The sequence below is a fragment of the Klebsiella sp. 1SOBk5mer genome, assembly GCF_046603115.1.
In the GTDB taxonomy this organism is placed as follows: Bacteria; Pseudomonadota; Gammaproteobacteria; order Enterobacterales; family Enterobacteriaceae; genus Klebsiella; species Klebsiella quasipneumoniae.
The window spans coordinates 553,465-577,371 of the sequence record NZ_JBKIUU010000002.1; the positions used below are offsets into that span (position 1 = coordinate 553,465).

At 60.5% G+C, this 23,907-nt stretch carries 24 protein-coding genes; 9 read left to right on the top strand and 15 right to left on the bottom strand.

Features of this window, described 5'->3' with window-relative positions; genetic code table 11:
• Positions 1–94 precede the first annotated feature (94 nt).
• Positions 95–1,087: an RNA polymerase sigma factor RpoS gene (gene rpoS / locus ACLH1U_RS08415; protein ID WP_002915106.1), complete on the top strand. Its 993-nt coding sequence runs from the start codon at positions 95–97 to the stop codon at positions 1,085–1,087.
• Positions 1,088–1,139: 52 nt separating this feature from the next.
• Here rpoS and ACLH1U_RS08420 read toward each other — a convergent pair whose 3' ends face one another.
• Both ACLH1U_RS08420 and ACLH1U_RS08425 read right to left on the bottom strand, forming a co-directional pair.
• On the bottom strand, positions 1,140–1,517 hold the full coding sequence (locus ACLH1U_RS08420) for a DUF4440 domain-containing protein (RefSeq protein WP_105491011.1): 378 nt from the start codon (positions 1,515–1,517) through the stop codon (positions 1,140–1,142).
• Entirely contained in the window at positions 1,514–2,716 is a 1,203-nt protein-coding gene (locus ACLH1U_RS08425) for an MFS transporter (protein ID WP_023290817.1), read from the bottom strand. Before ACLH1U_RS08425 ends, ACLH1U_RS08420 begins: the two co-directional genes overlap by 4 nt.
• Before the next feature lie 108 nt (positions 2,717–2,824).
• On the opposite strand from ACLH1U_RS08425, the gene ACLH1U_RS08430 reads away from it, so the two are divergent.
• Positions 2,825–3,712 (top strand): LysR family transcriptional regulator, encoded by an 888-nt coding sequence (locus ACLH1U_RS08430; RefSeq protein ID WP_032453901.1) that lies wholly within the window; start codon positions 2,825–2,827, stop codon positions 3,710–3,712.
• Positions 3,713–3,720: 8 nt separating this feature from the next.
• On the opposite strand, the gene ACLH1U_RS08435 is transcribed toward ACLH1U_RS08430, so the two are convergent.
• Complete coding sequence (locus ACLH1U_RS08435) at positions 3,721–4,128, bottom strand: MarR family winged helix-turn-helix transcriptional regulator (RefSeq protein ID WP_023290815.1); 408 nt, start codon at positions 4,126–4,128, stop codon at positions 3,721–3,723.
• A gap of 172 nt (positions 4,129–4,300) precedes the next feature.
• Here ACLH1U_RS08435 and ACLH1U_RS08440 point away from each other — a divergent pair, with 172 nt between their 5' ends.
• The 4 genes from ACLH1U_RS08440 (at position 4,301) to ACLH1U_RS08455 (ending at position 7,152) form a co-directional block, all read left to right on the top strand.
• On the top strand, positions 4,301–4,894 hold the full coding sequence (locus ACLH1U_RS08440) for a non-oxidative hydroxyarylic acid decarboxylases subunit B (protein WP_023290814.1): 594 nt from the start codon (positions 4,301–4,303) through the stop codon (positions 4,892–4,894).
• Positions 4,894–6,321, top strand: a complete 1,428-nt coding sequence (locus ACLH1U_RS08445; RefSeq protein WP_004205612.1) for a non-oxidative hydroxyarylic acid decarboxylases subunit C — start codon at positions 4,894–4,896, stop codon at positions 6,319–6,321. The genes ACLH1U_RS08440 and ACLH1U_RS08445 overlap by 1 nt, the downstream gene beginning before the upstream one ends.
• Positions 6,322–6,331: 10 nt before the next feature.
• Positions 6,332–6,568 (top strand): non-oxidative hydroxyarylic acid decarboxylases subunit D, encoded by a 237-nt coding sequence (locus ACLH1U_RS08450; protein ID WP_017899174.1) that lies wholly within the window; start codon positions 6,332–6,334, stop codon positions 6,566–6,568.
• 431 nt (positions 6,569–6,999) lie between these two features.
• Positions 7,000–7,152: a Hok/Gef family protein gene (locus tag ACLH1U_RS08455; protein ID WP_072420511.1), complete on the top strand. Its 153-nt coding sequence runs from the start codon at positions 7,000–7,002 to the stop codon at positions 7,150–7,152.
• Between the two features lie 118 nt (positions 7,153–7,270).
• Here the strand turns inward: ACLH1U_RS08455 and mutS are convergent, their stop codons facing one another.
• A complete protein-coding gene (gene mutS, locus ACLH1U_RS08460) occupies positions 7,271–9,832 on the bottom strand; it encodes a DNA mismatch repair protein MutS (protein WP_043520744.1) in 2,562 nt (853 codons plus the stop codon).
• 296 nt (positions 9,833–10,128) lie between these two features.
• Here mutS and ACLH1U_RS08465 point away from each other — a divergent pair, with 296 nt between their 5' ends.
• The gene (locus ACLH1U_RS08465) at positions 10,129–10,296 is read left to right on the top strand and encodes a hypothetical protein (RefSeq protein ID WP_162838135.1); all 168 of its coding nucleotides are present in this window, start codon (positions 10,129–10,131) and stop codon (positions 10,294–10,296) included.
• On the opposite strand, the gene ACLH1U_RS08470 is transcribed toward ACLH1U_RS08465, so the two are convergent.
• From ACLH1U_RS08470 to ACLH1U_RS08495, 6 genes are all read right to left on the bottom strand, one after another.
• On the bottom strand, positions 10,293–10,910 hold the full coding sequence (locus ACLH1U_RS08470; RefSeq protein WP_023290812.1) for a Fic/DOC family protein: 618 nt from the start codon (positions 10,908–10,910) through the stop codon (positions 10,293–10,295). The genes ACLH1U_RS08465 and ACLH1U_RS08470 overlap by 4 nt on opposite strands.
• Positions 10,911–11,025: 115 nt before the next feature.
• Positions 11,026–11,805 carry a heme ABC transporter ATP-binding protein gene (locus tag ACLH1U_RS08475; protein ID WP_060591945.1) on the bottom strand — a complete coding sequence of 260 codons (780 nt, stop codon included), beginning with the start codon at positions 11,803–11,805 and terminating at the stop codon, positions 11,026–11,028.
• Positions 11,798–12,793, bottom strand: a complete 996-nt coding sequence (locus ACLH1U_RS08480) for a FecCD family ABC transporter permease (RefSeq protein WP_411299184.1) — start codon at positions 12,791–12,793, stop codon at positions 11,798–11,800. Before ACLH1U_RS08480 ends, ACLH1U_RS08475 begins: the two co-directional genes overlap by 8 nt.
• Entirely contained in the window at positions 12,793–13,611 is an 819-nt protein-coding gene (locus ACLH1U_RS08485; RefSeq protein ID WP_285203355.1) for a hemin ABC transporter substrate-binding protein, read from the bottom strand. The genes ACLH1U_RS08480 and ACLH1U_RS08485 overlap by 1 nt, the downstream gene beginning before the upstream one ends.
• Entirely contained in the window at positions 13,608–14,639 is a 1,032-nt protein-coding gene (locus ACLH1U_RS08490) for a hemin-degrading factor (RefSeq protein ID WP_411299185.1), read from the bottom strand. Before ACLH1U_RS08490 ends, ACLH1U_RS08485 begins: the two co-directional genes overlap by 4 nt.
• Before the next feature lie 70 nt (positions 14,640–14,709).
• Positions 14,710–17,073 (bottom strand): TonB-dependent receptor domain-containing protein, encoded by a 2,364-nt coding sequence (locus ACLH1U_RS08495; protein ID WP_285203352.1) that lies wholly within the window; start codon positions 17,071–17,073, stop codon positions 14,710–14,712.
• A gap of 215 nt (positions 17,074–17,288) precedes the next feature.
• Here ACLH1U_RS08495 and ACLH1U_RS08500 point away from each other — a divergent pair, with 215 nt between their 5' ends.
• Positions 17,289–17,582: a SelT/SelW/SelH family protein gene (locus ACLH1U_RS08500; protein ID WP_004205627.1), complete on the top strand. Its 294-nt coding sequence runs from the start codon at positions 17,289–17,291 to the stop codon at positions 17,580–17,582.
• Positions 17,583–17,659: 77 nt separating this feature from the next.
• A complete protein-coding gene (locus ACLH1U_RS08505; RefSeq protein WP_023290806.1) occupies positions 17,660–18,001 on the top strand; it encodes a nitrous oxide-stimulated promoter family protein in 342 nt (113 codons plus the stop codon).
• Positions 18,002–18,061: 60 nt separating this feature from the next.
• Here ACLH1U_RS08505 and ACLH1U_RS08510 read toward each other — a convergent pair whose 3' ends face one another.
• The 5 genes from ACLH1U_RS08510 to flhA form a co-directional block, all read right to left on the bottom strand.
• Positions 18,062–18,916, bottom strand: coding sequence for a metal ABC transporter permease (locus ACLH1U_RS08510; RefSeq protein ID WP_411299186.1), 855 nt, complete (start codon positions 18,914–18,916; stop codon positions 18,062–18,064).
• The gene (sitC, locus tag ACLH1U_RS08515) at positions 18,910–19,758 is read right to left on the bottom strand and encodes an iron/manganese ABC transporter permease subunit SitC (RefSeq protein WP_023290804.1); all 849 of its coding nucleotides are present in this window, start codon (positions 19,756–19,758) and stop codon (positions 18,910–18,912) included. Before sitC ends, ACLH1U_RS08510 begins: the two co-directional genes overlap by 7 nt.
• Entirely contained in the window at positions 19,755–20,576 is an 822-nt protein-coding gene (locus tag ACLH1U_RS08520; protein WP_117132717.1) for a manganese/iron ABC transporter ATP-binding protein, read from the bottom strand. The genes sitC and ACLH1U_RS08520 overlap by 4 nt, the downstream gene beginning before the upstream one ends.
• Positions 20,573–21,490 (bottom strand): metal ABC transporter substrate-binding protein, encoded by a 918-nt coding sequence (locus ACLH1U_RS08525; protein WP_117136210.1) that lies wholly within the window; start codon positions 21,488–21,490, stop codon positions 20,573–20,575. Before ACLH1U_RS08525 ends, ACLH1U_RS08520 begins: the two co-directional genes overlap by 4 nt.
• Positions 21,491–21,801: 311 nt before the next feature.
• The gene (flhA, locus tag ACLH1U_RS08530) at positions 21,802–23,874 is read right to left on the bottom strand and encodes a formate hydrogenlyase transcriptional activator FlhA (protein ID WP_023290801.1); all 2,073 of its coding nucleotides are present in this window, start codon (positions 23,872–23,874) and stop codon (positions 21,802–21,804) included.
• Positions 23,875–23,907 lie beyond the last annotated feature (33 nt).

A 23,907-nucleotide genomic window follows, 5' to 3' on the forward strand; every position in this document is an offset into this window, starting at 1 on the left:
TCGCTGAGAGGAGTAGGGGAAATCGTCCTGGCGTCTTTTGTTGATGCGCCGTGGAAGGTGCTTTGCTCAGGGATCACGGGTAGGAGCCACCTTTATGAGTCAGAATACGCTGAAAGTTCATGATTTAAATGAAGACGCGGAATTTGATGAGAACGGAATTGAGGTTTTCGACGAGAAGGCCTTAGTAGAAGAGGAACCCAGTGATAGCGATCTGGCTGAGGAAGAGCTGCTGTCGCAAGGCGCAACGCAACGCGTGCTTGACGCCACTCAGCTTTATCTTGGAGAGATTGGTTATTCCCCACTGCTGACCGCGGAAGAGGAAGTCTATTTCGCGCGTCGCGCACTGCGTGGTGATGTCGCTTCACGCCGTCGCATGATTGAAAGCAACCTGCGTCTGGTGGTGAAGATTGCCCGTCGTTACAGCAATCGTGGTCTGGCGCTGCTGGATCTGATTGAAGAAGGTAACCTCGGCCTGATCCGCGCCGTTGAGAAGTTTGACCCGGAACGTGGGTTCCGTTTTTCGACCTATGCGACCTGGTGGATCCGCCAGACCATTGAACGGGCGATCATGAACCAAACCCGTACGATCCGTTTGCCGATCCACATTGTCAAAGAGCTGAACGTCTATCTGCGTACCGCGCGCGAGTTGTCCCACAAGCTGGACCACGAGCCGAGCGCGGAAGAGATTGCCGAACAGCTGGACAAACCGGTCGATGACGTCAGCCGTATGCTGCGTCTGAACGAGCGCATCACCTCGGTGGATACCCCGCTGGGTGGCGATTCAGAAAAAGCGCTGCTGGATATTCTGGCCGATGAGAAAGAGAACGGCCCGGAAGACACCACGCAGGACGATGATATGAAACAAAGCATCGTTAAATGGCTGTTCGAACTGAACGCCAAGCAGCGTGAGGTTCTGGCGCGTCGTTTCGGTCTGTTGGGTTATGAAGCCGCCACTCTGGAAGATGTGGGCCGTGAAATTGGCCTCACTCGCGAGCGTGTGCGTCAGATCCAGGTGGAAGGTCTGCGTCGCCTGCGGGAAATTCTGCAGGGGCAAGGACTGAATATCGAAGCGCTCTTCCGCGAATAAGATCTTTTCTCTCAAAAAGGCCCCCTCGAAAGACGGGGCCTTTTTCTTTGCGCTAGCCGAGGCGGGTTTCCTGCAGATGGCGCCAGACAATTTTCCCTTCCGCTTGCTGAAAAATCGCCGTCGACCAGCGTACGTTCTTACTGCCATCCGCCAGCGTTTGGCGTTCACGGTACAGCACGGCGGCGCCGTCGTGCCACTCGCTGATGATTTTCGCCTGATCCACCACAATGTGTAATTCCGGACGGCTTGCGCCCGCCTGGTGGAAAAAACGGCTCACCGTCGGGTAGTCCATCTTCTCGCCGCTCAAAGGGATCATGGTGAATTCGGCGGCAAAGCGGCTCATCAGCGCCTCAGCGCTTCCTTCCCCGTGGCTTAACCAGCGTTCGATAAGGACATGGGCGTCGACGACTTCCTGCAGATAAGGGTTCATGACTTCTCCAGAGTAGTGTGCAGGCGATGGATAATCGCCCGATTATTCAGCCGCAGGCAAAACAGCAGCGGCAACAGGGTTATGGCGGCGGCGCAGCTAAACGCGCCCTGCCAGGCGTAGGCCGGCGGGAAGACTCTCAACAGCAGGGCGAGCAGCGCGCTGCCGGCAAAGAAGCTGAGCTGGCGGTTAAGGTTCCACAGCGCGCTGGCGTCAGGCATCTCTTCGCCAGGCGTATGCAGGAAAGCGCTGCTTTGCGCGGTGCTGCTGCATAAGCTGCCTCCGCCGCCCATCAGCGTAAAGGCCAGAATCAACAGCGCCAGCGGGCTGTGCGCATCGACCTGCAGCAGCAGCAGGATCCCCGCCGCCTGTAGCAGGCAGCCGACCATCACCAGCGGCCGCGGCCCGAAGCGGTTGAAATACCTGCCGGTAAAGGTGATAGCGGCAAACGAGGCCAGCGACCACGGCACCATCAGGGCGCCAGTGGCCCCCGGCGCCATCCCGGTGACGCGTTGCAGGTAGAACATTCCCACGACGTTGACGGCAATAAACATCCCCGGTACGCAGAGATAGATCAGCATGGCGAAGCGCAGGAGAGGATCGGCCAGCAATGACAGCGGGAGAAAGCGGGTCGGCCGGACGGGAGCGGGGCTGTTGTTTAGCCATCGCGCCGCCAGCATAAAGGTAAGCAGGGCGACAGGCAGGCTGGCGAAAAAGACCCAGCGCCAGCTGAACGCCTGGACGAGCAGACCACCTATCGCCGGCGAGCAGGCGGGCGCCAGCAGGCCGACCAGCATCACCGCCGCCGACAGCTTCGCCCGCTCCTGCGGCTGAAACAGCGGCCACGTCAGCGCCTGGCCGAGGGGGATTAACAGCCCGCCGCCCATCCCCTGCAGCGTACGCCAGAAAATCAGCTCACCCAGGCTATGGGCCAGCCCCGATGCCAGCGCGCCGAGGCTGAACAGCCCCAGCGAGAGTAAAAACAGTCGTTTTGGCCCACAGCGCTGGCTGAGCCAGGCGCTGAACGGTACGACGGCCGTCAGGCCAAGAATATAGGCATTGCTGACCCACGCCAGCTGCGAGACGGACACCGCCAGCTCGTGGCTGATAGCCGGGAAGGCAATGCTGGCGATAAACATATTGATTAGGTCGAGAAAAAAGCCGAACAGAAAAACGGTGGCAACGCGGTGGCGATAGGTCATGATTCACTCCCTCAGACAGGCGGCTACTGTAAACCCGGCGCCGCGGGGGATAAACGGGGCGAATCGGGATATACTGTCTGAATATTTTTGACAATCATCCGGACGACGATGCTAAACCTTCAGCGCGTGACCATGTTTATCGCCGTGGTGGACGCCGGCAGCTTTACCCAGGCCGCCGCGGCGCTGGGGCAGACCAAGGCGGTGGTCAGCTTTAACGTACGGCAACTGGAAAATGAGCTGGGGGTGACGCTGCTGCTGCGCTCGACGCGCCGTCTGCGGCTCACTGACGCCGGGGCGTTGTTCTATCAGCGTGGGGTGGCGCTGCTCAAAGCGGCGGAAAATCTGCAGGATGAGGTCCGGGCCAGCCATAGCGGTTTAAGCGGAGAGCTGCGGATCACCACCACGCCGGAGTATGGCGCGCAGGTCATCATCCCGGCGCTGGCGGCGTTTTCCCGTCATCATCCGGCGCTACGGGTGCGGCACGTCTCGTCCTCCCATCATGCGGATCTTATCTCCGAACGATTTGACGTGGCGATACGCCTCGGTACGCTGGCCGATTCCCGCTATCGGGCGACGCGGATAGCCAGTTTCGCGATCCTGCCCGTCGCCTCCCCGGCCTGGCTGGCGAGCCATCCGGTGCTGACGCTGTCCGATCTGGCGCAAGCTGACTGGATTATTCACGAGCGTCTGCCGGCCCCGCTGCGCTGGCAGCTGCGAACGGATGAACAGGCAGAGGTGGATTTTACGATAGTCAACGCGCCACGGTTTTCAGCCGACAGCGCCACGGCGCTGATGAGCTTTGCTCTGGCCGGATGCGGCATCGCTTTGCTGCCAGCCTGGCTGGTGGCCGGTAAACTGGCGCAGCGGGAGCTGGTGGCTGTCCTGCCGGAATACCATTTCCCGCCGCAGGGAGTGTATGCCCTTTATCCCGATGCGCAGCATATGCCGACCCGGGTGCGGACGTTTATCGACTTCCTGCGCGAGCAGCTCGGCTAGGCGCTTGCTCAGGGAACCATCATTTTACGCACCAGCCGGGAGAACTGTTCGCGTTCATCATCGCTCAGGCGGCCGAGAAACTCGTCATCGACCTCATTGCCTTGCGGAATGGAACGGTTAAGCAGCGCCTCGCCTTCGTCGGTCAGATAGACAAAACGGCGTCGCTTATCGGCCGGATCGTGCTCCCGGCGCACCAGGCCGCGCGCTTCCATCCGGCTGAGCATCTCCGCCAGCGTGGCCTTCGTACTGACCGCCGCTTCAATCAGCACCACCTGTTCGATCCCCGGCTGCTCCGCAACCGAGCGCATCACCGCATACTGAGGCTTAGTCAGGTCCGGTAACGCCTGCTGCCAGCGGGCGGTATGTTGTTGAAAAAGCTGGCGCAGCAGGTGGAATGCTTCGTTTCGTAACTCCATGGATACTCCGTAACAAAACTGTCACCTCTATGATAGCCGTTCGTACGCCTTTTTATACCTTTTCCCTGTTTGATTAAAAATGCGCACGTATACGAACGATCTTGTCATTCGACTCAGGAGAGGGTAATTTAAGCATAAAGTTCGTGTACGAACAAATTGAATGAGGTCTGGAATGAAACTGATTGTTGGGATGACGGGGGCCACCGGGGCTCCGCTTGGGGTGGCATTACTGCAGGCGCTGCGCGATATGCCGGAGGTGGAAACCCATCTGGTGATGTCGAAGTGGGCCAAAACCACCATCGAGCTGGAAACGCCCTGGACGGCACGGGAAGTGGCCGCGCTGGCGGACTTTTCCCACAGCCCGGCCGACCAGGCCGCCACCATCTCATCAGGTTCATTTCGTACCGACGGCATGATCGTGATTCCCTGCAGTATGAAAACGCTGGCAGGCATTCGCGCAGGCTATGCCGAGGGGCTGGTGGGACGCGCGGCGGACGTGGTGCTTAAAGAGGGGCGCAAGCTGGTGCTGGTCCCGCGGGAAATGCCGCTCAGCACGATCCATCTGGAGAACATGCTGGCGCTGTCCCGTATGGGCGTGGCGATGGTGCCGCCGATGCCGGCTTACTATAACCACCCGGAGACGGTTGACGATATCACCAACCACATTGTGACCCGGGTGCTGGATCAGTTTGGCCTCGACTATCACAAAGCGCGCCGCTGGAACGGCTTGCGCACGGCAGAACAATTAGCACAGGAGATCGAATAATGGCTTTTGATGATTTGCGCAGCTTTTTGCAGGCGCTGGATGACCAGGGACAACTGCTGAAAATCAGTGAGGAGGTGAACGCTGAGCCAGACCTGGCGGCGGCAGCCAATGCCACCGGACGCATCGGCGACGGCGCCCCGGCGCTGTGGTTCGATAATATTCGCGGCTTTACCGACGCCCGGGTGACGATGAACACCATCGGCTCGTGGCAGAACCATGCCATCTCGCTGGGCCTGCCGCCCAACACGCCGGTGAAAAAGCAGATTGATGAATTCATCCGCCGTTGGGATAACTTCCCGGTGACGCCAGAGCGCCGCGCCAACCCGGCTTGGGCGGAAAACACCGTGGATGGCGATGATATCAACCTGTTCGATATTCTGCCGCTGTTCCGCCTCAACGATGGCGACGGCGGGTTCTACCTCGACAAAGCCTGTGTCGTTTCGCGCGATCCGCTTGACCCTGACAACTTCGGTAAGCAAAACGTCGGTATCTACCGTATGGAAGTGAAAGGCAAGCGTAAGCTCGGCCTGCAGCCGGTGCCGATGCACGATATCGCCCTGCATCTGCATAAAGCGGAAGAGCGCGGGGAAGACCTGCCGATCGCCATTACCCTCGGTAACGACCCGATTATCACCCTGATGGGCGCCACGCCGCTGAAATACGATCAGTCAGAATATGAAATGGCCGGCGCGCTGCGCGAGAGCCCGTATCCCATTGCCACCGCGCCGCTGACCGGCTTTGACGTGCCCTGGGGTTCGGAAGTGATCCTCGAAGGGGTGATTGAAGGCCGTAAGCGTGAGATAGAGGGGCCGTTCGGTGAGTTTACCGGCCACTACTCCGGCGGTCGTAACATGACGGTAGTGCGCATCGACAAAGTCTCGTATCGCAGCAAACCGATTTTTGAATCGCTCTATCTCGGTATGCCGTGGACCGAAATCGACTATCTGATGGGCCCGGCCACCTGCGTGCCGCTGTATCAGCAGCTGAAGGCAGAGTTCCCGGAAGTGCAGGCGGTCAACGCTATGTACACCCACGGTCTGCTGGCGATTATCTCCACCAAAAAACGCTACGGCGGTTTTGCCCGCGCGGTGGGTTTGCGGGCGATGACCACTCCCCACGGCCTCGGCTATGTGAAGATGGTGATCATGGTTGATGAAGACGTTGACCCGTTCAACCTGCCGCAGGTGATGTGGGCGCTCTCCTCGAAGGTTAACCCGGCGGGAGACCTGGTGCAGTTGCCGAACATGTCGGTCCTTGAACTTGACCCAGGCTCCAGCCCGGCGGGCATCACCGACAAGCTAATTATCGACGCCACCACCCCGGTTGCGCCGGACCTTCGCGGCCACTACAGCCAGCCGGTGCAGGATCTGCCGGAAACCAAAGCCTGGGCTGAAAAACTGACCGCTATGCTGGCCAACCGTAAGTAAGGAGAAGAAGATGATTTGTCCACGTTGCGCCGATGAAAAGATTGACGTCATGGCGAAATCGCCGGTGAAAGGAGTCTGGACCGTGTATCAGTGCCAGCACTGTCTGTATACCTGGCGGGATACCGAGCCGCTGCGCCGCACCAGCCGTGAGCACTATCCGGAAGCGTTCCGGATGACGCAGAAAGATATTGATGAGGCGCCGCAGGTGCCGCACGTCCCGCCGCTATTGCCGGAAGATAAGCGTTAATGAAAAGAGCCCGCTAAGGGCTTATCCTGTTAAGGTTATTTTACCTGCCATTTTAAAACTGGTTCGTGCGCAAACTGCCTGCGACCATCACGCCGACTGGGATAATCTCTCCGTCGGCTTTTTTATATTTCGCAAAATGATAAAAGTTATTTACTCATTAAATCCAGAAATTATGTAAAGGGGTAATATAATGGGGCGACTTTGCGAGTCGGCTTCCAGATTAATATAAAATCCGTCTGATTAATTCCTTGCAGATAAATTTCACGCCATGACGAGTATAGAATAGCGGCGGGTGCTTGAGGCTGTCTGGCCTTGAGCAAGACCAGGACCCCAGACAGACGAAAGCCCCAGGAGATATTTCTATCAACTGAGGCTGACGGATGAACCTGAACAATTCAGATGTTAGTCTCTTCTTTGCAGGGAGGCAAGACATGCTAACAAAATATGCCCTTGGGGCAATCGTCGTACTGTGTATTACGGTACTGGGATTTACGCTTTTGGTGCGCAGCTCGCTGTGCGAACTCAGTATTAAAGAGCGTAGTATGGAGTTTAAAGCTGTTCTCGCTTACGAATCGAAGAAGTAGCATCCGCGCGGGGGCAACCCCGCGTATTGGTTGTCAGGACGCATCCTCTTGCACCCATTTTTAGTTTGTTAAAACGGCAGCGCTGAGCGGCGCTGCCGTTTTTCACCTTAATGGGGCGCTAGACCAGACTTTTCAGACGGTAGATCCACTCCAGCGCCTGACGCGGGGTCAGGGAGTCCGGATCAAGATTCTCCAGCGCCTCAACCGCAGGCGAGGTCTCTTCCGGAGCGGCGAGCAGCGACATCTGCGTGCCGTCGACCTGGGTTGCCGCCGCGTTGGGCGAGATACTCTCCAGCTCGCGCAGTTTCTGCCGCGCGCGCTTGATCACCTCTTTCGGCACCCCGGCCAGCGCGGCGACCGCCAGGCCGTAGCTCTTGCTGGCCGCGCCATCCTGCACGCTGTGCATAAAGGCGATGGTGTCGCCATGCTCCAGCGCGTCGAGATGGACGTTGGCGACGCCTTCCATTTTCTCCGGCAGCTGAGTGAGCTCGAAGTAGTGGGTGGCGAACAGCGTCAGCGCCTTGATTTTGTTGGCCAGATTTTCCGCACAGGCCCATGCCAGCGACAGACCGTCGTAGGTGGACGTACCGCGGCCAATCTCATCCATCAGCACCAGGCTGTGTTCGGTGGCGTTGTGCAGGATATTGGCGGTTTCAGTCATCTCCACCATAAAGGTCGAGCGGCCGCTGGCCAGGTCATCCGCCGCGCCGACGCGAGTAAAGATGCGATCGATGGGGCCTATCTCCACCTTCTGCGCCGGGACGTAGCTGCCGATATAGGCCAGCAGCGCAATCAGCGCGGTCTGGCGCATATAGGTACTTTTACCGCCCATGTTCGGCCCGGTGATGATCAGCATCCGCCGCTGCGGCGCCAGCTGCAGCGGGTTGGCGATAAACGGCTCTTTCAGCACCTGCTCGACCACCGGATGGCGGCCTTCGCTGATGCGAATGCCCGGCTTATCGCTAAAGGTCGGGCAGCAGTAGTTGAGGGTTTCCGCGCGTTCCGCCAGGTTGACCAGCACGTCCAGCTCGGCCAGCGCGCTGGCGCTCGCCTGCAGGTCGGCAAGGTGCGGCAGCAGCAGGTCGAACAGTTCGTCATAAAGCTGCTTTTCCAGCGCCAGCGCTTTGCCCTTGGAGGTCAGCACCTTATCTTCGTATTCCTTCAGCTCAGGAATAATATAGCGTTCGGCGTTTTTCAGCGTCTGGCGACGCACGTAGTGGATCGGCGCGAGGTGGCTCTGGCCGCGGCTGATCTGGATGTAGTAGCCGTGGACGGCGTTGTAGCCGACCTTCAGGGTGTCGAGGCCCAGCCGCTCGCGCTCGCGGATCTCCAGCTTATCGAGATAATCGGTGGCGCCATCGGCCAGCGCCCGCCACTCGTCCAGCTCTGCGCTGTAGCCTGGAGCGATGACCCCGCCGTCGCGGACCAGCACCGGCGGGGCGTCGATCACCGCGCGCTCCAGCAGTTCGCGCAGTTCGCTAAACTCGCCCATTTTTTCGCGCAATTTTTGCACCGGCTGACTGTCAACGTCAGCCAGCTGCTCGCGCAGCAGGGGCAACTGCTGCAGGGCATGACGCATGCGGGCTAAATCGCGTGGACGGGCGGTACGCAGCGCCAGACGCGCCAGAATACGTTCCAGATCGCCAACCTGGCGCAGCACCGGCTGCAGCTCGGTATAGCGCTCCTGCAGCGCGCCGATGGTCTGCTGGCGCTCCACCAGCACGGCGGTATCGCGGACCGGCATATGCAGCCAGCGCTTGAGCATCCGGCTGCCCATCGGCGTCACCGTACAGTCGAGTACCGAGGCCAGAGTGTTATCGGTGCCGCCGGCGAGATTCTGGGTGATCTCGAGGTTACGGCGGGTGGCGGCATCCATAATGATGCTGTCCTGCTGGCGCTCCATGGTGATGGAGCGAATATGCGGCAGCGAGGTGCGCTGGGTGTCTTTGACATACTGCAGCAGGCAGCCGGCGGCGCACAGGCCGCGGGGGGCGTTTTCCACGCCGAAGCCGACCAGATCGCGGGTGCCGAACTGCAGGTTAAGCTGCTGGCGCGCGGTGTCGATTTCAAATTCCCACAGCGGGCGACGGCGCAGGCCGCGGCGGCCTTCGATCAGCGACGATTCGGCAAAATCTTCCGCATACAGCAGCTCCGCCGGATTAGTGCGCTGCAGTTCTGCCGCCATGGTTTCGCGGTCGGCCGGTTCGCTCAGGCGGAAGCGGCCGGAGCTGATGTCCAGCGTCGCGTAGCCAAAGCCTTTGCTGTCCTGCCAGATGGCGGCCAGCAGGTTGTCCTGACGCTCCTGCAGCAGCGCTTCATCGCTGATGGTGCCCGGCGTGACGATACGCACCACTTTACGCTCGACCGGCCCTTTGGTGGTGGCCGGGTCGCCTATCTGCTCGCAAATAGCTACCGACTCGCCCTGATTAACCAGTTTCGCAAGATAGTTTTCCACCGCGTGGTGGGGGATGCCGGCCATGGGAATGGGTTCGCCCGCGGAGGCGCCGCGTTTGGTCAGCGAGATATCGAGCAGCTGCGACGCGCGTTTCGCATCGTCATAAAACAGCTCGTAAAAATCCCCCATCCGGTAAAACAGCAGAATGTCAGGATGTTGCGCCTTCAGCTTGAGATACTGCTGCATCATCGGCGTGTGGGCGTCGAGATTGTCAATTGTGCTCATGGGGTGTTATCCAGATCCCTGATTTGAAATGGCTGCGATTTTGTTGTTTTCGTCGTTATCACATGGATGAGACATGATAACGGAGATGGGCAGGCGAGGGAAACTGACGAACGCGCGCGGCGCGATCCGGATTCCAGTTGCAGAGGGGGATGAGTCATCACAAGCCAGCATCAGGATGTGCAGTTACCGGTTCAAAAAAGCCCTATCCGATATTTCCCTGGATAAGCCTTAACGGCAGCAGTTAGCAACGATCCTTGATATACTGAAACCATCAGGTGAATGAAAAGGGAGATGCCATGAGTCACAACAAAAAAGATCAGGCCACATACGCCAGACCTTCCCGCGCTGACATCGTTCGTTCTGTTGCGACATCAACCGCGGTCGAGACAGGGCAACCCTCAGCCAGAGTTGAAGAGAGTCTTGAAGCCGCGCGCAAAAAATATGCGCATCTTCGTCTTGCCTAATCCCTTCTTAAGGCCATACTGACCCAGTGTTTCATCGGTCGATAGTCCAGAGTCAAACCTGCATGGATAGCCGATATATACTGGGTTTTGTTTTGTTCCCAGCTTTGATAATTCAGCGGTTTATAGCCAGCCTGCACCGCCATCACATCAGCTAATAATCGTGATAAACGCCCGTTACCCTCTCTGAATGGATGGATGAGGATCAATTCAACATGTGTGACTGCGATAGCTTCTGTGAGCTGCAATTCACTCATGCCTGAACAAGGCGTATAATGAGCAAGGTATTTCTTATCAAAATCGTTTAGCAGTTTAGCCAGCTGTGTTGAAGGGGCGAACATAAAATCGCCTTTGCTGATATTGACCGTTCTTTCCTGGCCTGCCCATGCATAGATATTGCCTAACCAGCGATAATGCCACTTTTTCAGGATATTGACGCTGAGCAATCCGGTTGGAAAGTGTTCCTCAAAAACCGAGCGATAAAGTTGTTCCAGCAGTACCAGTTCTACGCTATCCATCTCATTTGCGTCAGCAATCCCGAGTTTATTAGCCAAAACCCGTTCACCTGAATTTTTCTCATACTGGCCTTCGCTGCCAGCAACTGTGTATCGGCTCATGGGGACCCTCAAAAGGGAACGCTGATAGATATGAAAGTATAATGCTCATCAGCTTTTGCGGTGTAATACCGAACGCGCGCGGCGCGATCCGGATTCCAGTTGCGCCGCGCGGGGGTTACGGCGCCAGATAGACCTGGGGGGCCGCGTTGTCTGGATGCTGGCCGAGACGGACATCCGCCCCGTACCAGCGATGGATAACCGACTGCTGGATCACCTCCTGCGGCGTCCCCTGGGCGACCAGGCGGCCCTGGTGAAGCAGCAGGATGCGGTCGGCCCACAGGGCGGCGAGGTTAAGGTCATGCAGCACCACGCACACGTGCAGTTGCCCGCCGGCGGTGAGCCGTTTGAGCAAGCGCAGCAGATGCTGTTGATAGTAAAGGTCCAGCGCCGAGGTGGGCTCATCGAGAAACAGCCAGCCCTGCGGCGCGCCGTCGCGCCACAGCTGCGCCAGACAGCGGGCGAGCTGCACCCGCTGCTGCTCGCCGCCGGAAAGGGCGGGATAGCGGCGGCCGGCAAGGTCATCGCAGCCGGTGACGGCCATTACCGCCGCCAGCTCCGCCGGGTCCGCGGTCGGGCCCCACGGCGAGCGCCCCATGGCGATGACCGTTTCCACCGTCCAGTCGGCCTGCAGGGCCGTACGCTGTAGCATGACCGCCCGCCGGCGCGCCAGCGCCTCGGGTGACCACGCCTCCAGCGGCGTGCCCGCCAGACGGCGGGTACCGCTATCCGGGGTCAGGTACCCGGTCAGCAGCCGCAGCAGGGTGGATTTGCCAGCGCCGTTCGGCCCGATAAGCGCCGTCATCTCGCCGCCGCGCAGCGCGACGGAGATGTTGTCGATAATCTGCCGCTGGCCGAGGCGAAGCGCCAGCCCCTGCGCGCAATATTCATTAGCCATGTTTGGGGTTCTCCCGACGAAAGACCAGCCACAGAAACCAGGGGGCGCCCAGCAGGCTGGTGAGCAGACCGACCGGTATCTCCGCCGGCGCCGCCACGGTGCGGGCCAGGGTGTCGGCCAGCAGAAGCAGGATCGCGCCGGCCAGCAGCGAGCCGGGGATCAGCCCGCGATGGTCCGGCCCCAGCCACAGGCGCATCAGGTGCGGCACCACCAGGCCAATAAAGCCGATGACGCCGCTGATGGCCACCGCCGCGGCCACCAGCACCGCGCTGCACAGCAGCAGCCAGCGCTGCAGCGCCCGCACGTTGACCCCGAGATAGTGCGCTTCTTCATCGCCGAGCTGCAGCAAATTCAGGCGGGAGGCCATCCACCACACCGCCAGCGCCGCCGGGATGATCAGGGTCGCAGCCACCAACAGGGTCGGCCACTCGGCCTGGCCCAGGCTGCCCATGCCCCACAGCGACAGCTGGCGCAGCTGGGCGTCGTTGCTCAGCCAGGCCAGCACGCCGACCAGCGCCCCGCACAGCGCGTTGATGGCGATCCCCACCAGCAGCAGGCGCGACAGCGACCCCTCCTCCGCCCGGCTGAGGATAAAAATCACCACCATCACCGCCAGGCTGCCGATAAACGCCGCCAGCATCGGCATATACAGGGCGATCAGCCCCGTTGCGGAGAGCGGGAGCACCAGCCAGCTGGCCACCGCCAGCGCGGCGCCGCTGCTGATGCCCAGCAGGCCCGGGTCGGCAAGCGGGTTGCGAAACAGCCCCTGCATCACGCAGCCGGAGAGGGCCAGCGCCGCGCCTACCAGCAGGGCCAGCAGCACCCGCGGCAGACGGATGGTCAGCCAGATGTGGCGCAGCATCTCATCCCCGGCGGGCAGCAGGCTGGCCAGCGGCAAACGCATCGCGCCAAGGGTGGTGGCGAACAGCGTCAGCAGGACCAGCAGCAGCGTCATCAACAGCAAACGGCGGGCGAGGGCAGGGCGCATCAGGGCAGATGCTCCGCTTTTTCACGCAGCGCGATAATCGCCTGCGGGGTGCGCGGCCCGAAGCCGAGCAGGGCCATATCGTCGATCGTCAGCAGCTGTTTATGACGCCCCGCCGGGGTCTGCGCCAGGCCGGGCAGTCTCCACAGCCCGGCTTCGCCGCCCATCCCTTTGAGACCATCGGCGGAGATCACCACCAGATCCGCCTGGCTGGCGGCCACCCCCTCCTGCGACATCGCCCGATAGTGGTCGAAGCCCTGCATCGCGTTCTGCAGCCCGGCGGCGTGAATGGCGCCATCGGCCGCGGTGCGTTGCCCGGCCACCAGGGTATTCATTCCGCCGTGGCTGAGAATAAACAGCACCCGCCTGGCAATCGGCTGCGTTGGAATGGCGGCGATCTGCTGCTGAAGCTGCTGGCGCAGCGCGTCGCCCGCCGGGGTTTTGCCTAACGCTTCGGCAATGACGGCCACTTTGCTATCGATCGCGGCCAGGCTTTCGCCGCCCGGCACGTTAACCACCTTTACGCCGCTCGCCTGCACCTTGTGTAAAACCAGCGAGGGCTGTGCCTGGGCGCTCGCTAATACCAGCTGCGGGCGTAACGCGAGGATCCCCTCGGCGTTCAGCTGCCGCAGGTAGCCGACATCCGGCAGCTTTTGCGCCGCCGGGGGCCAGCTGCTGGTGCTGTCCCGGGCGACCAGGCTCTGTTGCGCGCCAAGGGCATAGACGATCTCAGTGACATCGCCGCCGAGGGTGACGAGCCGCTCCACAGCGGCGTGGCTCAGCAACGGGAAGGCGATGAGAAGCAGTAACCAGCGCATCATGCGGGCAGTCCTTCGCGGGTCAGACGATCCACCTGCTGGCGCCATTGCGCCTGCTCGGGGTGGCCCTCGCTGCGCTGGCCATAGAGCTGGGCGATCTGGGTGCCGTCTTTGGCGAACAGCTCGACGCTGGTGACGTGTCCGTCTGAGGTCGGCTTACGGGTCACCCACACTTCATCGAGGCTCTCTTCACGCAGATGCAGGGTAAAGGTGGTATTGAAGATATTCAGCCAGCCGCGCATGGGAGCCAGCTTTTCCAGGGCGCCGGTGAAGATCTGCACGCAGCCGCGATTGCCGACGAAGATCATGATTTCATTGCCCTCCTGGCGCACCGTCTCCAGTAACGCTGGCAGCGCATGGCGATCAACGCGGCAGGCGAGGTCGTCGTTCACCAGGCGGAAGGCCTGCTGGCGGGAAAGCTGATATTTACGCAGCAGACCGAAGAACTGGTGTACGTCGGTCATCGCGCGCCAGTCGTTCTCCAGGGCGGCGCCGTCGGCGCTCTCGGCATATTTCACCGGCTCCAGCGGGCGCAGGGCCAGCGGCGCCGGGGCCGCCACCCGATGTTCTTCGATCAGGGTGTCCCAGGCCGCCATGTCGGCCTGCGTGGTCGCATAGACTTTCAGCAGGGCGTCGCCGTGGTGGTCGAAAAACTGAATGCTCTGGCGACCGTTATCGTTCAAATGGAAGGCGCTGGCCCACTGGCTGAGGAACAGACGCAGATCGAGCGCGCGCGGGTTCAGCACCAGCCCGGCGTGGCCGCTGAGGTGCTGGTGCGTGAACTGGCCGACCTGCTCATGGACGGCATACTCATTGCGGCAAATGCATTTGGTTTCACCGACGCGCTCCAGGGCGGCAATCAGCGCCCGGGCGTCATCGATCAGGCGCACGGCACCGTGACCGAGGCGGGCGGCGGTCAGCTCGGCTTCGCTGATCCCCATTTCCGCGGCGATATCGCGGGCATATTTCGCGGTGCTGGACGCTTTGGTGGCCTGGTAGCGCTGCCACAGATCGGGGTGGGCATTGGGCATAATCATATCCTTCTCAATGTTCAATATCCCCGGCCGGCGGGCCGGGGCAGGTGAGTTGTTATTCGGGCAATCAGAAGTCGACGTTGACCCCAAGCTGCCAGGTGCGGCCCGGCATGACCGCCAGCGCTTTATCATTGGCGTCCTGGTTGGTGCCGGTCTCGATATTGCGGCTGCTCAGGTAATCCCAGTATTTACGATCGGTGAGGTTGTAGACCCCGCCATTGAGGCGCACGTTTTTCGCTACCTGCCAGTACGCGGTCCAGTCCAGCATGCCGTAGCCCGGCACGCGCATATAGTCGCTGCTGGCATCGGCGATGGCGGACCCGCTGTTGCTGTAGCTTTCGCGGTTGGTGGCGGTCGCCTGTTTCCCCTTGACGAAGGTCGCCGTCAGGGCGGTGCCGTAGCGTTTCGCCGGATCGTCCCACGCCACGCCGACGATAGCTTTCATCGGCGCTACGCTGTCGAGGTCGACGTATTTATCGCCGCTGTAGCTGGATTTCGATTTCCCTTCGCTATAGCCGAGGGCGAGGGTGGCGCTCAGGCCGTTCACCTGCTCATACCAGGTGCCAAAGTTAAATTTGGTGCTGATCTCACCGCCGTAGATATAGGCTTTATCGCGGTTTTCCGCCTGATAAATGGTGTAGATGTTCGACGGCACGTTAGTGAACTGGCCCGGATTATTCGCCCGGGTATAGCGGGTATAGGCGATAAAGTTCTTATAGCTGTTGTAGAACAGCGCTGTGCGCAGGGTGATGCCTTCGGTAACTTCCCCCTTCAGCCCCCACTCGAGATTATCGCTGGTTTCCGTCTTCAGATCGGTATTGCCGATCAGGGCATACTGCTGGCTACCGGCGTAGCTGGACCCAAGGTTCCAGGATCCATACAGCTGGCTGGCGTTGGGGAACTGCGCGCCGCGCTGGTACTGCAGGTAGGTCATCAGGCGCGGGGTGAGGTCGTACTGGAAGGTCAACGACGGCAGAACCTGGGTATCGCTGTTTTTACCGTACAGATTCGCTACTGACGATTCGGTCAGCGCGCTGCTGTTGGCGGCAAGGTCGGACAGATTTTCCGGCTTCGTCGATTGATGCACCACGCGCACGCCGGGAATAATGGCGAAGTTGTGGCTATCAAGGTCGAAGTTGATCTTATCCTGGACAAAGCCGCCGAGAGTGTAGCTGCGGCTGTCCGCCTCCGGCTGCATGATCTCGCTGTAAACGCTGGGGATCGGCGACTGGCTGAAGGGCCGCTGGGTTTTGCTGGTGCTGGCGTTGAAGCCGGCGCTCAGATCGTGGCGGCCCAGGGTTTTCGCCAGCGCGGTCTGCAGGCCCCAGGTGTCGGTGTCGTAGTTGGAGTTCACCGTCTGCATCCTGCGGGTGACGCTGTCCGGCATATACGTCCAGTCATGGGCTTCGGTATGCTGGTAATAGATTTTACTGGAGACGCTGTCGAGGTAGTCATTCATCGGCGTCCAGTCATCCTTCAGGCTCAGGCCCCAGCGTCGGGTCTGGCTGGTCTGGTTGGCGGTGCCGATGGTGCTGTTGCCGCTGGAATCCCAGGTATCGTAGTGGGTGTGGTTGGTTTTGTGGTAATAGTCGAAGGTGCTGGTTAGCTTGTGCTCGTCGTTGGGCTGCCAGATCCCGGAGGCCAGAAAGGCATCGGAGTGCCAGTTCGCCGGGTAGGCGTCGACGGTGCCGCTGTTATTTTCGGTTTCCTGGCCGTCGCGGCGGCTGTAGACCAAAATGCCGCGCAGGAACTCATCGCCGGCGGCGACGGTCACCCCGTTGTGCCAGCTGCGATCCGCGGAGTCGTAGCCGCTGCGATAGCCGAAGGCGCTGGTTTTGCCCGGGCGCAGGTAATCATCCGCCGATTTCGGGCGGAAGGAGACATTCCCTCCGATGGCGCTGTTGACCGTTTCCGTCGAGGTGGCGCCGGACTGGATATCCACGCTGCCGTACATATACGGGTCGATATAATCGCGGCCGATGCCGAAGGTATTGAGCCCCGAGCGGCCGACGTAGCCGCGGCCGGTGGCGTTGGGCTGGGCGATACCGTCCACGTCGATACCGACGCGGTTGCTCTCCATGCCGCGAATGTTGTAGCCGGTGTAGCCCCCGCGGTCGAAGCCGCTTTTGCCGTTGCCGGAGCCGCCGCTGGCCCCGGTGGCGCTGATGAGCGGTTCATAGCGCATGATCGAGCCGAAATCGTTAGCGCCTTTGTCCTCCAGCTCCCGGGCGCTGATGCTGTGCTCGTTACCGGCTTTTTGCGCCGGCGCGGGAGCGGTGACGGTCATTTGTTCCGAGGTGTCATCCACCGCCTCGCCGCCGATGGCGGAAGTGCCTGCTGCGACGGCAGAAGTTTGATAAATTGCTGCAAGCAAAGAGGTCACCAGCAAGCGTTTTTTACACCCTGCTGCTGACGGAGTCGATTTGTACATAGTCGCCACGCCTTGATCGTTATTAGTATCGGCTCACGCGTTACTTCCAGAGTTGCAGGTTGCTCCGTCTTTTCCGTTGCGGATAGGGTCTTACTCCATTTGTTGATTGCGAATGGTAATGATAGGTATTATCGTTTGCAACAAAATATTCATGTATTCCTCATTTAAACTGCACTTTGTTTACACTGTGCCCTTTCAGCCTGAGCGAGATGACGATGAATTCAAAAGCGGCTATCACCATCACCTATTGTTCCCAGTGCAACTGGATGCTGCGCGCCAGCTGGATGGCGCAGGAGCTGTTACACACCTTCAGCACCGATATCGCCTCGGTGACGCTGGTGCCGGGCACCGGCGGGATCTTTACTATCGATATCGACGGCCAGCAGATCTGGGAGCGCAAGCAGGATGGCGGCTTTCCGGATGCGGCAGAGCTGAAACGCCGGGTGCGCGATGTCTGCTTCCCGGAAAAAGCATTGGGGCATGTTGATAAACCCGCTAACCCGACCTAATCATTAGGAAAGCGGCTGCGTGGCCCGTTTAAAAGGTGTATTATTGATGCATCTTTTTGTGGGGAGGGAAGTTGACGGTGGGCAAACGCATCGAACGTGAAAAGCAGACGATCGGTCGGATGATTGGGCTTTATCAGCGCCGCTGTCCGGATGCCCGCGACGACGGCGAGCACTATCAGGCGCTGAACGCCTACGCCGACAAGCGGCTTGATAAGTGCGTGTTTGGCGACAATAAACCGGCCTGCAAGCAGTGTCCGGTACACTGCTATCAGCCGGCGAAGCGCGAAGAGATGAAGCAGATTATGCGCTGGGCCGGGCCACGAATGCTCTGGCGCCACCCGATCCTGACCCTTCGCCATCTGCTGGATGACAGGCGGCCGGTGCCGCCGCTGCCGGAAAAATATCGACCGAAAAAATAGCGGCCTTTCCCCGGCCTGGGCTGCGCGCAGCCGGGGGACAAGCGCAGCCCCGGTAAGGCGTTAGCCGCCACCGGGGATGGGTGATGAAGCCTTCTGTTTCTGACTATCCCGGATCGTGCTTGTCACAAAGGCGACCACAAACAGCGCGCTGAACAGCACCACGATAGTCGGCGCCGGCGCGCTATCGAGATAAAACGCCAGCCACACCCCTCCCGCCGAGCAGCAGACCGCTACCGCCACCGCCAGCAGCAGGGCGTGGATAAAGCGCCGTACCAGCAGGAGCGCAATCGCCCCGGGGGCAATCAGCAGCGAAATCGACAGAATAATCCCTACCGACTGCAGCGTCGCGACGATGGTCAGGGCGATCATGCACAGCATGCCGTAGTGCAGCAGTCCGCCGCGCAGGCCGCTGGCTTTGGCCTGCGTCGGATCGAAGACGTGCAGCAAAAAATCCCGCCATTTCAGCCCGATAATCAGCGCAATCATCAGCGCGATAGCCGCCGTTTGTCCAATATCGCTGAGGGAGATCCCGAGCATATCGCCGAACAGAATATGGTCGAGATGGACGTCGGACTGGATCGCTACGTACAGCACCAGCCCGGCGCCAAACATGCCGGAGAAGACAATTCCCATGATGGTATCGCGTTTGAGGCGGCTGTTGTCGTCGAGAAAACCGGTCGTCACGGCGCAGAGCAGCCCAGCGATAAACGCGCCGATGGCGAAGGGGATGCCGATAATGTAGGCCAGCACCACGCCGGGAAAGACCGCGTGGCTCATGGCGTCGCCCATCAGCGCCCAGCCTTTGAGCACCAGAAAGACCGACAGCAGCGCGCAGGGCACGGCAACGACCATCGATACTGTTATCGCGTTGACCATAAAAGGAAACTGGAACGGGGCCAGGATCAGATTCAGCATGCGGCCTCCCCGGCGCGGCGACGGTTGGCCAACAGGCCATGCTTCGGCGCGAAGATAAAGGTGATGAGGAACAGCAGCGTTTGCGCCACCACGATAATGCCGCCGGTGGCGCCGTCGAGGTAGTAACTGAGCCAGGCGCCGAAGAAGCTGGTCAGGCTGCCGATGGCGACGGCGATGGCCAGCAGGCGCGGGAAGCGGTCGGTTAACAGCCAGGCGGTGGCGCCGGGGGTGACCACCAGGCAGATAACCAGAAAGGCGCCGACGGTCTGCAGCGCCGCTACGGTGCAGGCCGCCAGCAGGGTAAAGAACAGCAGCTTCAGGCCGCGGGTGTTCAGACCAATCGAGCGGGCGTGGTGCTCATCGAAGAAGGTCACCATCAGATCTTTCCACTTCAACAGCAGGATCGCCATCGAGATAAAGCCGATCGCCGCCAGCTGGATAATATCCTCCGGGGCGATGGCCAGAATATTGCCGAGGATAATCGTCTGGATATTCACCGACGTCGGGTTCAGCGACACCATAAACAGCCCGATCCCGAAGAAGGAGGAGAAGATCAGGCCGATAATCGCATCCTCTTTCAGCCGCGACCGCTGCTGCAAAAACAGCATACTGCCCGCCGCCAGGCCGCCGGAGAGAAACGCGCCGAGGGCAAACGGCAGGCCGAGCATATAGGCCCCGGCGACGCCGGGCACAATCGAGTGGGAAAGGGCGTCGCCAATCAGCGACCAGCCCTTCAGCATCAGGTAGCAGGAGAGAAAGGCGCAGACGCCGCCCACCAGCGCCGCCACCCACATCGCATTGAGCATATAGTGATAGCCAAACGGCTCCAGCAGCCAGCTCATCGTGGGCCTCCCGCCGCGCGCCGGCTGATAAACGGCCGCTCGTCATCGGTGATAATCTGCGCTTCCGTACCGGTGAGCGAGACGTGGCGCAGTACGCCGCTGAAAGCCCGCTCCAGATTCTCGGCGGTGAAGGTGGTTTCTGTCGGGCCGCTGGCCAGCACGGTGCCTTTTACCATCACTGTGTAATCGCAAAATTCACTTACGGACCCGAGATTATGGGTGGAGACCAGCATGGTACAGCCCTCATCGCGGAGCTCGCGCAGCAGGCTGATGATCCGCGCTTCGGTCTGCACATCGACGCCGGTAAAAGGCTCATCCAGCAGGATCACCTGTCCCTGCTGAGCGATGGCGCGGGCAAGGAAGACGCGCTTTTTCTGCCCGCCGGAGAGCTCGCCAATTTGCCGATGGCGGTACTCGCTCATGCCCACGCGGGCCAGCGCGGCATCGACAATCTCGCGATCGCGCGGCTTTGCCCGCCGCAGCCAGCCCATATGGCCGTAGCGGCCCATCATCACCACATCCTCCACCAGCACCGGGAAGGACCAGTCCACCTCTTCCGACTGCGGGACATAGGCGACCAGGTTCTGGCGCAGCGCGCGGTTGACCGGCTGGCCGAGGATGGCGATCTCGCCGTGACCGACGCGCACAAAGCCCATCAGCGCTTTAAACAGTGTGGATTTACCCGAGCCGTTAACCCCCACCAGCGCGGCAATGGCGCCGCGCGGTACGCTGAACGAGGCGTCGCGCAGGGCGGTGTGGCCGTTGCGCCAGGTGACGGTGAGCTGGTCGACATACAGACCCGCTTGCGCAGTATTCATGGCTGTTTCCTCATCCCGTCCTGGATACCGTTGACGATGGTTTCGGTGGTGACGCGCAGCAGGTCGAGCCAGGTCGGCACCGGGCCGTCGGCGGCGCTCAGCGAATCGACATACAGCACGCCGCCGTAGTGGGCGCCGGCTTCGCGCGCCACCTGACGCGCCGGTTTATCGGAGATGGTGCTTTCGCTGAAGATGGTCGGGATCTGTTCTTTCTTCATGGTGTCGATAACCTTGCGCACCTGTTGCGGCGTGCCCTGCTGGTCGGCGTTAATCGGCCACAGATACAGTTCGCGCAGGCCATAGTCGCGGGCCAGATAGGAGAAGGCTCCCTCGCTGGTGACCAGCCAGCGCTTATCCGTCGGCAGCTGCGCCAGTCTGGCCTGCAGCGGCGCCATCGTCTGGCGGATCTTCTCTTTATAGGCCTCGGCGTTGCGGCGATAGGTGTCGGCGTGAGGCGGATCGTATTTCACCAGAGCATCGCGAATATTATCGACATAGATCAGGGCGTTATCTGCCGACATCCAGGCATGGGGATTGGGCTTCCCGCTATAGGGGCCTGCGCTGATGCCCATCGGCTGGATCCCCTCGCTGACCACCACCTCCGGGACGCCCTGCAGGTGCTGATAAAAGCGGGCAAACCACCGTTCGAGATTGAGACCGTTGCTGAGGATCAGCTGCGCCCCCTGCGCGCGTTTGATATCGCCGGGGGTAGGCTGGTAGTCGTGGATCTCCGCGCCCGGTTTGGTGATGGAGCTGACGACGGCGGCATCGCCGGCCACGTTCTGCGCCATATCGGCGATAACCGTGAAGGTGGTGATAACCCTGAATTTCTCCTGCGCCGAGGCCGGCGCCGCGGCCAACAGGGCCAGCGCGCTGGCCAGCAGCAATGATTTCAGCGGTGTCAGGTGCAGCATAGGATCCCTCGCAATGATGTGGTTAATTTCCCAGCGTTTATAGCCATTGCTATGTTATATAGCACAAGCTATTTATAAATGAAAATGATTCTTATTTGCATGCGTGGGTAATGATTAGAGCGAGAACGATTTTGTCACGGGGATTTAAATTAACCCGGGCTGCATTGTGCTGACCCGGGTGACATGCGGTATTCGGTTTACCGGCTCGCAAGCCGGGCGTCTTCGGGGGGAAGTGCTGCGTGTGTGCTGGGTGGCGGCGACGCCTTGCCCGGCCAGCAACACCTGCGATGATAAATAAATAGCAGGCGAGGCTACACCAGCTCGTCTTTATTAATGCCCAGCCGCTTCATGCGCGACAGGAGCGTGGTGCGCTTCAGCCCCAGCCGCTGGGCGGCGCCCTTCGGCCCGGCCACCACGCCGTTGCTCTCCTTCAGCACCCGGACGATCAGCTGATATTCATCTTCGCCTTCCTCAGGCAGGACCTCTGGCGACCGCGGAGGCTCGACGATATCCCGCTCCGGCAGGGAGAGCTGCAGCACGTTGCCGCGGGTCAGCAGCACCGCCCGTTCGATGACGTTTTCCAGCTCGCGCACGTTGCCCGGCCACTCCATGCGCGTCAGGGTACGCAGGGTCTCCGCCGGAATGCTGTCGATATTGCGTCCCATGCGGCGGGCGATTTTGAAGGTAAAGGCCTTCACCAGCAGCGGGATATCGTCGGGGCGCTCGCGCAGCGGCGGCAGGTGGATCGGGAACACGTTGAGCCGGTAGTAGAGGTCGCTGCGAAATTCCCTGTCGATAACCATCTGCTTGAGATCGCGGTTGGTGGCGGCGATCAGTCGGACGTCGGTCTGGATCAGCTTGTTGCTCCCCAGGCGCTCGAACTCCTGCTCCTGGAGAACGCGCAGCAGTTTGGGCTGCAGCTCCAGCGGCATATCGCCCACTTCATCAAGGAACAGGGAGCTTTTGTCCGCCAGTTCGAAGCGGCCGATACGCTGGGCGCTGGCCCCGGTGAACGCTCCGCGTTCGTGGCCGAACAGATCGCTCTCCAGCAGTCCGGCGGGCATCGCGGCGCAGTTCATCTTCACCATCCGCCGACTGTTTCGTCCGCTGAGGTTATGAATGGCGCGGGCGATAAGCTCTTTGCCGGTGCCGGTTTCGCCGAGGATCAGCACGGTGCTGTCGCTGTGGGCCACCATCTCGACCTGCTTGAGCACATTGTTCATCGCCTCGCTGCGGCCGATGATCTCCCCGAATTCGCTCTCGACATTGTTGAGCTGCTCGGTGAGGGCGAGGTTCTCATCCACCAGCCGCTCTTTCAGGCGCTGAATTTCACGGTAGGCGAGGGCGTTATCGATAGCGATCGACACCCGCTCGGCGATCTGCCGCAGCAGCTTGAGATTGGTGGTGGTAAACACCTGTTCGTCGCATTGCGCCAGCTTCAGCACCCCGAGGAGGGTGTTGCCGGACATCAGCGGCAGCAGGCACAGGGTCTGGATCTTGTTGCCCCACATTTCGAAGAGCATCTTCTCGTACGGCGCGAGGGTGTCATGCTCGTGCAGATTAAGCAGCAGCATCTCTTTGCTTTTGAACACGCGCTCGGTGAGGGTGCCCGCTTCATCTACCTCGCTCTGGTCGTGAACCGGATGGCTGGCATCGAGATAGTGCGTGGAATAGATGTTGAGCTTCCCTTTGCGGTTGCTGCGCAGCACCACGCTGATGGCGTCGATCCGGAAGTAGCGATGGATCTCTTTCGCCACCTCGCTGACCAGCTCGTCGATATCCAGACGTGAGAGGACCGCGTTGGTGATCGCCACCAGAATGCGGAAGTTGTCGCGCTCGTGGCACAGCAGATCGTAATCGACGTTGTTGCTGACCCGGTTCTGAATCTGCTCGCTGACGACGGCGACGATCTGCGCGAAGGTATGCAGCCGCTGGAACTCTTTCTCGCTCCATGGCCGGTTGTCACGGCGCAGAAATTCGCAACCGCCGAAGATCCGCCCGTCGGCCGCCAGCGGCAGCAGCGAGTAGTACCCGAACGGGCGATAGATCCCGCTGCGGATAAGCTGCGGCCAGGTGTCGGCAAAGGTCTCATGATCGCAATGCAGGGCATCCGGCCGGGAGAGTAAGCGGCGCACTGGTCCGTGGGCGAGCACGGTTTCATCTTCATAGCTCACCGGCTGGCCTGCCTCATCGCAGGCGTATCTGGCCGCGCGGTGGTTGCCTGCGTTCCACAGGATAATGGCCGCTTCGTCGGCCAGTGCGGACTGTTGCACCAGGCGGGTCAGGGTTTCGCTCAGCGCAGCCAGATCGGGCTGCTGTAATAAAAGCCGGGTGATATCAAACAGACCCTGCTGGCCGAGATCGCTCATCGGTGTATACGACATGGCTTACATCCAAAACGCGCCGGCAACGCGGCG